The following is a 12,817-nucleotide window of genomic DNA, read 5'->3' as shown; positions in this document are numbered from 1 at the left end:
GGATGTTTATCCAACACAACTACTGAATTGAATCCTATGTTTGAATTTCCACAATTTTCAAAGCACTCGGTTAAAAACGATGTGTTATCGGGGCTAACTGTAGCCTTAGCGTTAGTTCCTGAAGCGGTTGCGTTTGCATTCGTAGCTGGTGTTGACCCAATGGTAGGTCTCTACGCTGCCTTTATCGTCGGTCTAATCACCTCAATTTTTGGTGGTCGTCCTGGCATGATTTCTGGTGCAACTGGTGCAATGGCTGTTGTGATGGTGAGCCTAGTGGCGACTCACGGCGTTCAGTACCTCTTTGCTGCCATCATGTTTGCTGGTTTTTTACAGATCACTGCCGGTCTATTCAAACTGGGTAAATTCATCCGAATGGTGCCACATCCGGTAATGATAGGGTTTGTAAATGGTCTCGCCATCGTTATTTTCCTCGCTCAAATGGGGCAATTTAAAGCACCTGATTTGACAGGTGCGATGACATGGTTGCCACAGGGACAAATGATTATCATGCTGGGTCTTGTCGCTCTGACCATGGCTATCATTCATTTCCTACCAAAACTTACTACTGCAGTACCTTCATCATTAGTTGCTATTGTCGCGGTAACGGCATTGGTTCACCTGTTAGGTCTTGAAACACGTACCGTTGTGGACTTCCTAAGAACCATGTCAGGGGATGTCACTGCCACATTAGCAGGCTCACTACCAACGTTCTCTATTCCTGCTGTGCCATTCACATTAGAAACGTTCAATATTATCCTTCCATACGCGATTATCTTAGCGGCAATTGGCTTGATTGAATCACTACTAACGCTAACGGTTCTCGATGAAATGACCAATACTCGTGGTCAATCTAACCGCGAATGTGTGGGTCAGGGTTTAGCTAACGTGACATGTTCTGTGTTTGGTGCGATGGGTGGCTGTGCGATGATCGGTCAATCAATGATCAACGTAAACTCTGGTGGTCGCGGTCGTTTATCCGGTATCGTAGCCGCAAGTGCACTGCTGTTCTTCATTCTATTTGCTTCTGCCATGATTGAAATGATTCCTCTAGCGGCGCTAGTTGGGGTAATGTTCATGGTTGTGATTGGTACCTTCGAGTGGGCAACGTTCAAACTTGCACGCCGTGTTCCTAAACAAGACTTCTTTGTTATCGTACTGGTCACCGTAGTGACTGTGTTAACAGATCTTGCCGTCGCCGTAGCCATTGGTGTGGTTGTGTCTGCCCTTATGTTTGCGTGGGAGCATGCTAAACATATCTATGCAAGCAGCCATATTAACGAAGAAGGCTCAAAAGAGTACAAGATTAATGGACCTATCTTCTTTGGCTCAGCCTCTAACTTCTTAGAGTTGTTTGATGCGAAAAATGACCCACAAGATGTGATCGTCGATTTTGCTCAGTCTCGCGTGGCAGATCACTCTGCTATTGAAGCGATTGAAACCCTAGCCGAACGCTACACAGCGGTAGGCAAAACGTTGCATTTACGACACCTAAGCCCTGATTGTCGTGCTTTATTACATAAAGCTGGCAGCTTAGTGGAAATCAACGTGAAAGAAGATCCAAGCTACAAAGTCGCAACGGACCTTCTGGCTGGCTAACGTGATTGATATCGGCTAAGGCAACTCAATCCGCCCTAGCGAAAAATAGAAAAAGGGACCACTCGGTCCCTTTTTTTGTGCTTGTCGCGAAATTCTACATGGAGACTCGTTTTCTATGGCTTAATTCTCTGCGACTTTAACGCGGACAATATCTTCCTGCTCAGCTGAGAACTGCTTCTTTAGCTCCGCCTTCGACTTAAAGGCAATTTCCCCACCCGCTGCCACTGACATATGTTGAGGATCAACATTATGCTTCGACTGATATAGCATTACGGCCTGCATACAGGAGTCTTTCTGCTCTTGAGACAATACGCTTCCTTCTGGCCAGCGACCAGTCTCACACGCATAAAGAAGTCGATCGTAAACATCTGGCGTCATCGCACTTAAGAGTTGCTCTACATCCATTCTGAACCTTCTTATTTTTTCTTTCTCTCTATCTCGCAAAAGCGAGGTTCTGCGAGGTTAATATCTTACTGGAACCATAACCTGATGTTACACTGAGTCAAGTTGAGCTCAATAAATCAGTGTCTCTGATCACAAGTAAATCAATGAAATTACATTACGCTATACTCTTACTATCATCTAGCAGCCTGTTAACAGGTTGCTTTGAATCTCGCAAAAATACGGACCAAGTCTGTCTATCGGAGCCCACGTTGCAATGCTCTTCATTAAATGTAAATGATGGGCAGTGCCGTATCACTCGCACCGACTTGATCTGGCATCGCTATGAAGCGCTAGATGTACCGAAAAATGACGCTTCTCAAATCGAAGAGTATTACTTAATCAAGGAATATCGTAAGTGCCTCGAGTTGGCATCGCAAATACAACCTATCGAACAAGCTGCATTGAAGGAAAAGCGCTTTAACGCCCTCATGTATGCAATAAACGAACAGGAACGTATACACTCCGAGCTTTCGCCATCACACGTACCAGAAACATTATATTTTTTATGGAGTGAAACTGGCGACTCAACAGCAAAACGACGGTTTTTGGCTATGGAGGGGCAGCCAGCATTAGAATCCTCGGCGATGCAGTATGCACTTGCTACTCATTACATCTCAAGGGATAAGCCTAAAACCCACGAGTTACTCTTGCGCTCTTTAGAACTCTCTAACGACGGTAATATTAACAACGATACTATCAAGTCGTTGGCCAGCGTTAGCTACGCGTTATCAAAGACACATGAATCTTACCTATGGACAATGGTCGGTAAACAACTGGATGTGCCTGTCGTCACAGTGGCAGAGCTAAAACGAATGTTTGCCTTCAACGACGATGAATACCAACAACTCGATGCCCAGGCCAGCACCATCACCTCATCACTAAAAGCGGGCGAATTTACTCGTCAACTCGCAACAATCAATCTTTAAACACCCGCCCGGTGCTATGAGAAATTTGCGTTAGGCTATTTTTCATAGCATCCATCTACCTGTAATAATGATACATCCAACATCAGAAAATTTGTCTTAACTTTCAGTTTTGTTGAAAATTAACGACACCGAATTCACACAATACCTTTCACCTGTTGTTTTCGGACCATCTTCAAACACATGCCCTAAATGACTATCACATGTGCTACAACGTATTTCTACTCTTACCATTCCGTGACTTGTGTCATCTAAATAGCGAATTGCATCGCTGCTGACTGGGGCATCAAAGCTTGGCCAGCCGCACCCTGAATCATACTTGCTTTCTGATTCAAACAGCGCTGTACCGCAACAGGTGCAGCAATAGCTCCCAGTCTCTTTGTTATGCAGCAAGGTCCCTGAAAAAGGGGCTTCTGTGCCTTGCTGGCGGCATACTCTGTACTGTTCGTCCGTCAAAGCCTCACGCCAGTTCTCATCTGTCTTAGTGACCTTTTTATTTTCATGGTTCACAACCTTTACACTCCCTTTTTTATTGACTACATTTTACTCACTCTGATGTTCCTCTTAGAGTAAACTTTTCTGTAGCACGCTGTTTAACTGTAGAACCTAACCTGTTTCAAATATGTTAACCCAGCTCGCCACAAAGGTTAAACACATCATTTTAACATTACAGAAACCCGACTAAAGTTCAAAAAACAATCACTTAATGCTAAACGTTAAAAAATCCGACACTTTTTTTTGACTTTAAACAAATTAATTCCGATTATCTATTGAAGTTAGTGACTGGATTCTGTAATTTTACTACCAGTTATCTTAAAACAGAAATTAAGTTGTGGAGCAACATAATGACTATCAAAGTAGGTATTAACGGTTTTGGCCGTATCGGTCGTTTCGTATTTCGTGCAGCGCAAGAGCGCAACGACATCGAAGTAGTAGGTATTAACGATCTAATCGACGTTGAGTACATGGCATACATGCTTAAGTACGATTCAACTCACGGTCGTTTCAACGGTACTGTTGAAGTTGAAGGCGGTAACCTAATCGTTAACGGCAAAACTGTACGTGTAACAGCTGAGCGTAACCCTGAAGATCTTAAATGGGATGCAATCGGTGTTGACGTAGTTGCTGAAGCAACAGGTCTTTTCCTAACAGACGAGACTGCACGTAAGCACATCACTGCTGGTGCTAAGAAAGTTGTTCTAACTGGCCCTTCTAAAGACGCGACTCCAATGTTCGTTATGGGTGTGAACGATTCAACTTACGCAGGTCAAGATATCGTTTCTAACGCTTCTTGTACTACTAACTGTCTAGCTCCTGTAGCTAAAGTTCTTAACGACAAGTTCGGTATCGAATCTGGTCTTATGACAACAGTTCACGCAACTACAGCAACTCAAAAAACTGTAGATGGTCCTTCTGCTAAAGACTGGCGCGGTGGCCGTGGTGCTTCTCAAAACATCATCCCATCTTCAACTGGTGCAGCTAAAGCTGTAGGCGTTGTTCTTCCAGAACTAAACGGCCTTCTAACTGGTATGGCTTTCCGTGTACCAACTGCTAACGTATCTGTAGTTGACCTAACTGTTAACCTTAAGACTGCTGCATCTTACGAAGCAATCTGTGCTGCGATGAAAGAAGCATCTGAAGGCGAGCTTAAAGGTGTTCTAGGTTACACTGAAGACCAAGTAGTATCACAAGATTTCATCGGTGAAGTTCAAACTTCAGTATTCGATGCTAAAGCTGGTGTTGCTCTAACTGACAAATTCGTTAAAGTTGTATCTTGGTACGACAACGAAATCGGTTACTCAAACAAAGTTCTAGACCTAGTAGCTCACATCTCTAAGTAATGTAAGCATCTAGTTCCAACTTTTAAAAAGGCGACTCTTAGGGTCGCCTTTTTTGTACCTGAAAAGTGTGTATTCCTAGTCTGAGGTATCAAATATGGACTTTAATTCCCTACCAGCCGTCACCGTACTTTCTGATTTTGTCACCGTTGCTCAACACGGTGAGAACAAAATTGTTCGTGTCATTCACCCAAAAGCATCAGCCGCTATCTCACTTCACGGTGGGCATGTTCTCTCTTACCAGCCTGCTGACCAAGATGATCTTATCTGGATGAGCAAAGAAGCCGTTTACGATAACGCAACCGCATTGCGTGGTGGTATTCCTATTTGCTGGCCTTGGTTTGGTCGCGTTGCCGCTCCCGCTCATGGGTTTGCCCGCACCAGTGAATGGTCTCTTATTGAGCATAAAGAAAATGAACAAGGTGTCATCATTAGCCTTGGTTTAAACGACTCTGATACAACGCGTGAAATTTGGCCACATCAGTTTGCCCTAGTCCTCAATGTTGAAATCAGTGACCAGCTCACTGTGACGTTAACTATGACTAACACTGATGACAAGCCATGGTCATACTCCGGTGCGTTACATAGCTACTTCAACGTGGGTGATATCACCTCGACAGAAGTAACGGGTATGGGACACAGCTACATTGATGGCTTACTCGAAGGACAGCGCTGTGAAGGCGGTGACACGCTTGTTCTCACCGATACCATTGATCGCGTCTATACTGCGCCAGAGCAAGATATCTTCATCAAGGATAGTCAACTCAATCGCGCAATCTCGGTTACTAACCACGGGCATAACTCAGCGGTACTTTGGAACCCTTGGGCAGCTGGTGCCAAAGCCATGGGTGACATGAATGATGACGGCTACCAAACATTCCTATGTGTCGAGTCCACTCTGCATGCTCCAACGCTAGAACAAGGTAAACAAGTTTCTCCGGGTGAAACCGCTGTGCTTTCCACGGTCATTGGAATTCAATAAAAACGCCTTTGCTTAATTGCGCCGTGGCAATGATATGGTTAGACTTAGCAAAATTTTCCGCGAGTCTAACCGTATGTCTTATCAATGCCCACTTTGCCACCTTCCTCTTCAACAGCGCGAACGCCATTTTGCCTGTGAAAACCGCCATCAATTCGATATGGCGAAGGAAGGCTATGTGAATTTGATGCCTGTACAGCACAAGCAATCAAAAGATCCTGGCGACAACAAAGAGATGATGCAGGCAAGACGTACCTTCCTCGCCCATGACTTCTACGCGCCCATGCGTAACGCCGTCGCTCAGTCCCTTGTCCAACATCACCCACTCGTGTCTGTCCAAGCTTTGGATATTGGCTGTGGTGAAGGCTACTACACCCACTATTTTGCAGATTACCTTAGTGAGCATTTGGGTGATGACCAACACCAGCCTATTGATTGCTATGGGCTGGATATTTCCAAAGTCGCCGTTCGTTACGCTGCCAAACGTTATTCCAACGTTTCTTTTACTGTCGCATCCAGCCATCGACTACCGTTTGCTGACGATTCCCTCTCTGCCGCTATTCGGATTTATGCGCCTTGTAAGCCCGAAGAGTTAGCTCGATGCCTTCAACAAGATGGGATTGTGGTCACCGTAACTCCAGGGGCCCATCACCTTTTTGAGCTGCGAGAGCGCATCTATGATGAGGTGCACCTTCATGACGAAGAGGTGGAAGTGCTCCCTCAATTCCAATTAGTTGCTGAAAATAAGCTAAACTACCTGATGAAGCTAACAGGTGACCAAGCGCATGACCTATTGCAAATGACGCCATTCGCATGGAAAGCGACCGATGATGTTCGAGCGACAATTAAAGCCTCTGAGCAATTTCAGTGCCAAGCCGACTTTATGATCAGGGTATTTAAGTGCACTTGATGCAAATAATTATCAATTCGATTGAATCCATTCACTGACTCGATTATCATCGTTCTTCCCTAATAGCCTTCGTTCTCGTAGGCTATTTTTGTTTAGGAGCTCGCTAATCAAATGAAATTTCTACCCATCGCTCTACTTGCGTCACTCATTACGGGTTGTGCATCGTCATTAACGACCGCTCCCTCCTCTGCTGCTCAAGTTCAACCTCAACCGATTGACACCTTTTACGACTATCAACTTTATACCGCTACAGGCGACCCTATCGTGGTATCTGCGCTACCTGAAGCCATCATCAACGCTGATGTTATCCTAGTCGGAGAGTGGCACACGCATTCGGCTATTCATCGTTTTCAGACCGATCTACTTAGATCATTAGCCACTAATAACGACAAGCTTGCCCTTTCGATGGAGCAATTCTCACGTCCATCACAAACGATTGTTAATGACTATCTCAAAGGCAACATTGGTGAACAAACTCTGATGTCTGAAGCCAACGCATGGCCTAACTATCAGAGTGACTACCGTGCTTTGGTTGAATTTGCCAAACAAAACCAGTTACCCATTATCGCGAGTAATGCGCCGAAATCGACCGTTCGCTGTATTGGCCGTACCGGACTTAGCTACCTCGATACTCTTGAACCGCCCGAACGCCGCTATGTCGCGCAAACCATAGATACATCCGGGAGCCCATATAAAGAGAAGTTCATGAACTCTATGCACCACGGTACTCCTGATCAGACGGCCAAACAATTTGCCGCGCAGCTAACGTGGGATGCCACTATGGCGGAAAGTATTGTTCACTTTCTCCGTGCTCACCCCGATACTCAAGTCATGCACATCGCCGGTAAGTTTCATACCGAGAACGGACTAGGAACAGCCTCGCAAATACTTAAACTGGAACCAAAACTCAACGTCTTAGTGATCAGTCCTGTCGTCGAAATCACCAACGCTGATACTCCTGCAACGAGTGCCGATATGCAGTTATTGGTGTTGCCTCCCCCTACTCGTTACGTCCAAGAAGCCAAACGTATGAGCGCATATCAGCACCTAGGCAAAAGAAATGACGGATTGAAATGCACGCCATAACGGCTGGTCTATCTGTACTCAGTCACTTGATTGGATAGCGCATTCAGCCTTAAATCGGATGAATGCCCGAACTGAGATAGTGACTTATTAATTTGGCGTAAATATTGCTAATTGATAGTTATCTGAAGACATTCCATTCACGCTACTAATATAAAACCTTAAAGTTTTGATCCATAGTGGCGATACAGATAGTGATAGTGGTGACGGAGAACCGGTATGCAAAGTGTCAATTCAAACCTAAGTCAAACAACATCGATACCAAAAACCCAGCCTAACGCCAATTTACCGGCGACAGCAAACGGTGCGAACAGCGGCAAAACATTGCCAAACCCTGAAACTGATACTGTACAGATATCCGCACAAGCAAAAAAAGCGCTAGAACAAGAAGGTAAAACTAAGACGGAAGACGACGACTCCATGGGCAAGACAGTCCAGTCGTTTGCCCATGGTGCTTTAGGAATGGATCATCCCGATGATCTTAAAGAACAAGAAGATGACTCCTATTCTGCAGGGCAATATGTGTCTGCGGCCGTTACGGTAGGTGCCTTAATTCTGGCTTTAGCCTAGCGTTTACAATATACGCATTCTATTTTACTTATCTTAACGACAAACAATCGTGTTTGTCGTGAGAGGCCTTCTACTTAGATAATCGTCTTCTTTTATTAAGTAACTGGCTAACATGGAACGCTACTTTAAACTTATAGATAAACCCACTTTTTTTGGTGCGATTGCACTGCTCTTTTCCGTCATCATTCCCTTAATCTTGTTCCCACAACAAGGCGCTGAAGTGATTGCTCAGGCTAAACTGATCATGACGGACAAGTTTGGCTTCCTCTATCTATCACTCGGTCTCGCCGCTTTCTTTTTCATGATTTTCATCATTTTTAGCGATATCGGGCAGATCAAGCTAGGTGAACCTGATGAAACCCCTGAATTCCAAACCTCCTCATGGGCAGCGATGCTATTTTGTGGTGGTATTGGTGCCAGTATCTTGTACTGGGGCTGTATTGAATGGGCCTACTACTACCAGGCGCCTCCTTTTCAGCTAGAGCCAGGAAGTGAAGAAGCGGTTCGCTGGGCTGCAACCTATGGCCTTTTCCATTGGGGACCAATTGCATGGTCAATTTACCTTATTCCCGCGCTGCCTATTGCCTACTTCTACTACGTACGCAAACAACCCGCGTTGAAAGTATCGAGTGCCCTGATTCCAGTACTTGGCGAAAAGCATACCCATGGCGCACTGGGTAAACTGATTGACGTTCTGTTTATCTTCGGTCTATTAGGGGGCGCTGCAACAACACTTGGTCTTGCTGCACCGCTCATTAGTGAAGGTCTGAATGTTCTCTTTGGCTTACCACAAAATACCTACTCACAGATTGGTGTACTTGCCGTTTGTACCGGTATTTTTGCCTACTCTTCTTTCGCTGGAATGGAAAAAGGCATTAAGGTTCTAAGTAATATTAACTTCTGGGGTGCCATGATTTTATTGGCGCTGGTGTTAATATTAGGTCCTACTGTGTTCATTTTGGAAACCGGGTTAGATTCGATTGGCCGCATGATGTCGAACTTCTTTGTCATGGCTACATGGGCAGAACCTTTCGGTGGCTACGGCACTTTCGACAATACGCACTTCCCACAAGATTGGACTATCTTCTACTGGGCGTGGTGGTTAGTATTTGCACCAAGCATGGGATTGTTTGTCGCTCGTATTTCCAGAGGTCGTACGATCAAGCAAATGGTTGCTGGCTCGCTGTTTTTTGGCTCCAGCGGCTGTTTCTTATTCTTCATCATCCTAGGTAACTTTGGTTTATCCCTGCAGTTATCTGGACAACTAGACATCGTCGGCATTTTGAATACGTTTGGTCCAACGAAAGCTATCTTCTCTATGCTATCTGAATTGCCATTTGCATGGTTCATTATTCTACTCTTTACCGTGCTTTGTATTATTTTCACGGCTACGACCTTTGATTCCATTTCTTATATCTTGGCATCCGTCGTACAAAACGATGTGACTCAAGAACCAATGCGTTGGAACCGTATGTTCTGGGCCTTTACGCTCAGCTTCATGCCAGCGGTGCTAATGTTCTTAGGCGGATTAAGCACACTGCAAACAGCGGCGATTGTCGGCGGTCTACCTTTGCTTATCATCGCGGTGATGTTAATGATTTCCGCAGTCAAAGCCGCGACGCTAGACATACGTCATCAAGACGATTATGTCGAACCAACCATTAACATTGAAGAATTGCCTGAATTTGATCCTTGGTCAACGGAAGGTGTAGCACTGGCTCATTTTGAAAAATGTCGCGATATCGCACAGAGCGCTGCCGATGAAGAACGTGCGGCAATGCACGACTTGTTTAAGACGAAAAAGGCCATCCGCGCCTATGCTCTCGAACACTCTGACGATGAAAACCATGCTATCCCACAAGACCTCGTCGACGAGCTCGAAGCCAAACTTCAAGCACTAAGCGATGCTCAAAACTCAAAGGAGCAGTCATCGCAAGCCGCTCAAGACGCGAGAGTACGCTTCACTGAAATCTGTACGACTAGCTGATACAAAAAAGGCAGAGCGTTAATCGCTCTGCCTTTTTTTGATCGTGTGTCCCTGAATAGTCTGGACCATCCGACACTATTTATCTATTAGGGTGATTCAGAATGTGGTCTTCCCAGTCAATGACATCAATCTCATACACCACTTTGTTTCTTACACTTTCACCAGCCGCATGCATCGCAGACTTGAAGCCGGTGATTAAAGGATGCCATTGAGGTAACGTGTCACCTTGAGATAGCAAACGATAGGCACAGGTTTCTGGCAACCAATTGAACTCGGAAATTTTATCTCTGGTGAGCTTTAAGCATTCTTCACCCGATTCAAAGCGGTTCATATAATCTTTACATGAACAGGTGTCGCTGTTTAACCAACTGCACGCTACATTGGTGTAGTAGACGTCATCAGAGTCTTCATCCATGAGCTTGTGAAGACAACATTTCCCACAACCGTCGCAAAGAGACTCCCATTGCTCTTCCGACATTGCTTCTAGTGGTGTTGTTTCCCAAAATGGCTTGCTCATGTTGACTACCTTTACGTTCTGTGGAGGCGCTTTATACCGCTAGTTTAGGTAAACTTCAAGTCATTCTCTCTGACAAGCGTGATTCAATTGTGTACAAGCGACGATGTTTGGTACACTCTGCGCCCCATTACTTTTAGGTTATTAAGATGGACTGTCGATTAGGCTGCGGCGCCTGCTGTATTGCACCAAGTATCTCCTCCGCCATTCCGGGTATGCCCAATGGCAAACCTTCCGGTGTGCGCTGCATTCAGCTTAATGAAGACAACCTTTGCAAGCTCTTTGGTCAACCAGAGCGACCTAAAGTGTGCCACGATTTTAAACCATGCCCTGATGTATGCAGTAGCACTAACCAACAAGCGCTGAGTAATCTGCTGGAGTTAGATAGGCTGACTTAAAGGACGCCACACCGACGGCGCATAGAGTATTTCTTCACAGATACATTGGATAAAAATCCGCATATTTTAAGAATCAAACCTTTCCTATTTAGCAGAAAAAGGGTTATACATACTCTTATGTAATTAATACTACTGAATATTTTATGACACTCAGAGAAGTCCTTCAAATCCGCAATGTCCGCTACTTCTTAATGTTTCGAAGTAGCTACTTCGCTCGCTTTTATTACCCCGTTTTTACGCTTCTCTATTTAGATTACGGTTTAAGTCTCTCACAATTTGCCATGCTAAATGTCGTTTGGGCGGCAACGATTGTGCTCGCCGAGGTCCCATCGGGGGCATTTGCCGATACTTTAGGGCGTAAAAAGCTGGTCGTGCTGTCTTCAATCATCATGTTTGTTGAAATCGCAATGATCGCCTTTGTCCCCACTGGTAATCCCAACTTGGTGTTCGTGGTGTTTTTAGTCAACCGAGTGTTAAGCGGCTTGGCCATGGCGTTAGCAAGTGGTGCGGATGAAGCTCTGGCTTATGACACTTTAAAGGAGCAAGGCAAAGAAGAAGCATGGCCACGGGTGTTACAAATCCAACTTCGAATCGCGTCAAGTGTTGGTATTTTCGTCACGCTCTTAGGCGCCGCTATGTATGATGTTAGCTTTATGGCGAAGGTGTACTCTCTTCTCGGACTCGCCGAACCAGAAAGCACCCAAGACATCATGCGCATTCCTGTCTATGCCACACTGCTGGTTGCGATGATCGCCATATACTCAGCGCTTAGTATGAGGGAGGCGAAAAAAACACTGCCTGAACATGGCGGAAAAATTGCCACAACGTTGGCAAGCCTCAAGCTGACACAAGTTACTGCTAAGTGGGTGGTGTCTACGCCTTACGTCCTCTTCATATTGCTTTATTACAGTTTATTCGAGCATACATCACGTATGTTTTTAACCATGAACAGTCAGTATTATCGCGCGATTGATATTCCTATTATTTACTTCGGATTAATTGGGGCAGGTATAAGTATCCTGCAAATTCTATTGGCTGGACAAAGTCGAAGATTAGCGGAAAGTATGGCACCCAAAAAATTCATCCTTGTCATGGGACTCGCAACCATGGCAACCTATTATTGGATTAGTCTTGGCTGGTCGATTTATGGCGTTGTACCTGCGCTGCTCTTAATCTTTATCATTATGACGATGAATATTTTCATTAGTTACCACCTTAATAAACAGACCGAATCGCATAACCGAGCGACGGTACTAAGCTTTAAGGGTTTAATGTTTAACCTTGGATACGGCTCGATTGGTATTTTATACGCTTACTACTACAAATTGTTGTCGCAGAACTATAGCGAGCAACAAGTTGAGCAACATCTCGACTTCCTAGCCTCACTTTCTTCCTTTTTCTACTATTTCACTGCGCTATTTGTTGTAATCAGTGCGGCGTTTTATTTTAAAAATAAACAGAAAGCCATTTTTTAGTCACTATTGATTAGGGGCGGCGCGTCGTAGAGCGGTCGTCCGTTTAGCTAACGTGGGTTGGGGTACAAAGTAATCAGCACCGTGCTGACTTTCCGCCCAC

General features: G+C 45.0%; 13 protein-coding genes. 10 read left to right on the top strand and 3 right to left on the bottom strand.

All coding sequences use genetic code 11. The features are described 5' to 3' along the window. The first annotated feature begins 36 nt into the window (after positions 1–36). Positions 37–1,596, top strand: coding sequence for a SulP family inorganic anion transporter (locus MD535_RS02505; protein ID WP_265673362.1), 1,560 nt, complete (start codon positions 37–39; stop codon positions 1,594–1,596). 120 nt (positions 1,597–1,716) lie between these two features. Here the strand turns inward: MD535_RS02505 and MD535_RS02500 are convergent, their stop codons facing one another. Continuing rightward, a complete protein-coding gene (locus MD535_RS02500; RefSeq protein WP_265673361.1) occupies positions 1,717–2,001 on the bottom strand; it encodes a YeaC family protein in 285 nt (94 codons plus the stop codon). Positions 2,002–2,144: 143 nt separating this feature from the next. Between MD535_RS02500 and MD535_RS02495 the strand changes: the two genes are divergently transcribed. After that, positions 2,145–2,966: a DUF2989 domain-containing protein gene (locus MD535_RS02495; RefSeq protein WP_265673360.1), complete on the top strand. Its 822-nt coding sequence runs from the start codon at positions 2,145–2,147 to the stop codon at positions 2,964–2,966. A gap of 96 nt (positions 2,967–3,062) precedes the next feature. Here the strand turns inward: MD535_RS02495 and msrB are convergent, their stop codons facing one another. Next, positions 3,063–3,473: a peptide-methionine (R)-S-oxide reductase MsrB gene (msrB, locus tag MD535_RS02490; protein WP_265673359.1), complete on the bottom strand. Its 411-nt coding sequence runs from the start codon at positions 3,471–3,473 to the stop codon at positions 3,063–3,065. Between the two features lie 335 nt (positions 3,474–3,808). Here msrB and gap point away from each other — a divergent pair, with 335 nt between their 5' ends. The 6 genes from gap (at position 3,809) to MD535_RS02460 (ending at position 10,330) form a co-directional block, all read left to right on the top strand. Then, on the top strand, positions 3,809–4,804 hold the full coding sequence (gene gap / locus MD535_RS02485; RefSeq protein WP_265673358.1) for a type I glyceraldehyde-3-phosphate dehydrogenase: 996 nt from the start codon (positions 3,809–3,811) through the stop codon (positions 4,802–4,804). A 94-nt stretch (positions 4,805–4,898) separates the two neighbouring features. Next, the gene (locus MD535_RS02480; RefSeq protein WP_265673357.1) at positions 4,899–5,783 is read left to right on the top strand and encodes a D-hexose-6-phosphate mutarotase; all 885 of its coding nucleotides are present in this window, start codon (positions 4,899–4,901) and stop codon (positions 5,781–5,783) included. 73 nt (positions 5,784–5,856) lie between these two features. Further along, the gene (gene rlmA / locus MD535_RS02475) at positions 5,857–6,690 is read left to right on the top strand and encodes a 23S rRNA (guanine(745)-N(1))-methyltransferase (protein WP_265673572.1); all 834 of its coding nucleotides are present in this window, start codon (positions 5,857–5,859) and stop codon (positions 6,688–6,690) included. A gap of 111 nt (positions 6,691–6,801) precedes the next feature. Continuing rightward, positions 6,802–7,776, top strand: coding sequence for a ChaN family lipoprotein (locus MD535_RS02470; RefSeq protein ID WP_265673356.1), 975 nt, complete (start codon positions 6,802–6,804; stop codon positions 7,774–7,776). A gap of 216 nt (positions 7,777–7,992) precedes the next feature. Next, positions 7,993–8,343, top strand: a complete 351-nt coding sequence (locus MD535_RS02465) for a hypothetical protein (protein ID WP_265673355.1) — start codon at positions 7,993–7,995, stop codon at positions 8,341–8,343. Positions 8,344–8,455: 112 nt separating this feature from the next. Next, complete coding sequence (locus tag MD535_RS02460) at positions 8,456–10,330, top strand: BCCT family transporter (RefSeq protein ID WP_265673353.1); 1,875 nt, start codon at positions 8,456–8,458, stop codon at positions 10,328–10,330. 79 nt (positions 10,331–10,409) lie between these two features. Here the strand turns inward: MD535_RS02460 and MD535_RS02455 are convergent, their stop codons facing one another. Next, the gene (locus MD535_RS02455; protein WP_265673352.1) at positions 10,410–10,847 is read right to left on the bottom strand and encodes a YcgN family cysteine cluster protein; all 438 of its coding nucleotides are present in this window, start codon (positions 10,845–10,847) and stop codon (positions 10,410–10,412) included. A 146-nt stretch (positions 10,848–10,993) separates the two neighbouring features. On the opposite strand from MD535_RS02455, the gene MD535_RS02450 reads away from it, so the two are divergent. Both MD535_RS02450 and MD535_RS02445 read left to right on the top strand, forming a co-directional pair. Then, a complete protein-coding gene (locus MD535_RS02450; protein WP_265673351.1) occupies positions 10,994–11,242 on the top strand; it encodes a YkgJ family cysteine cluster protein in 249 nt (82 codons plus the stop codon). 143 nt (positions 11,243–11,385) lie between these two features. Beyond that, on the top strand, positions 11,386–12,717 hold the full coding sequence (locus tag MD535_RS02445; protein ID WP_265673350.1) for an MFS transporter: 1,332 nt from the start codon (positions 11,386–11,388) through the stop codon (positions 12,715–12,717). Positions 12,718–12,817 lie beyond the last annotated feature (100 nt).

The organism is Vibrio qingdaonensis, assembly GCF_026191675.1.
Classification (GTDB): Bacteria; Pseudomonadota; Gammaproteobacteria; order Enterobacterales; family Vibrionaceae; genus Vibrio; species Vibrio qingdaonensis.
This window is presented reverse-complemented; position numbering and strand designations above follow the sequence as displayed.

Coding starts and splice junctions, on each gene's coding strand:
- MD535_RS02505 (WP_265673362.1), top strand. CDS start 37: ATGTTTGAATTTCCACAATTTTCAAAGCACTCGGTTAAAAACGATGTG.
- MD535_RS02500 (WP_265673361.1), bottom strand. CDS start 2,001: ATGGATGTAGAGCAACTCTTAAGTGCGATGACGCCAGATGTTTACGAT.
- MD535_RS02495 (WP_265673360.1), top strand. CDS start 2,145: ATGAAATTACATTACGCTATACTCTTACTATCATCTAGCAGCCTGTTA.
- gap (WP_265673358.1), top strand. CDS start 3,809: ATGACTATCAAAGTAGGTATTAACGGTTTTGGCCGTATCGGTCGTTTC.
- MD535_RS02480 (WP_265673357.1), top strand. CDS start 4,899: ATGGACTTTAATTCCCTACCAGCCGTCACCGTACTTTCTGATTTTGTC.
- rlmA (WP_265673572.1), top strand. CDS start 5,857: ATGTCTTATCAATGCCCACTTTGCCACCTTCCTCTTCAACAGCGCGAA.
- MD535_RS02470 (WP_265673356.1), top strand. CDS start 6,802: ATGAAATTTCTACCCATCGCTCTACTTGCGTCACTCATTACGGGTTGT.
- MD535_RS02465 (WP_265673355.1), top strand. CDS start 7,993: ATGCAAAGTGTCAATTCAAACCTAAGTCAAACAACATCGATACCAAAA.
- MD535_RS02460 (WP_265673353.1), top strand. CDS start 8,456: ATGGAACGCTACTTTAAACTTATAGATAAACCCACTTTTTTTGGTGCG.
- MD535_RS02455 (WP_265673352.1), bottom strand. CDS start 10,847: ATGAGCAAGCCATTTTGGGAAACAACACCACTAGAAGCAATGTCGGAA.
- MD535_RS02450 (WP_265673351.1), top strand. CDS start 10,994: ATGGACTGTCGATTAGGCTGCGGCGCCTGCTGTATTGCACCAAGTATC.
- MD535_RS02445 (WP_265673350.1), top strand. CDS start 11,386: ATGACACTCAGAGAAGTCCTTCAAATCCGCAATGTCCGCTACTTCTTA.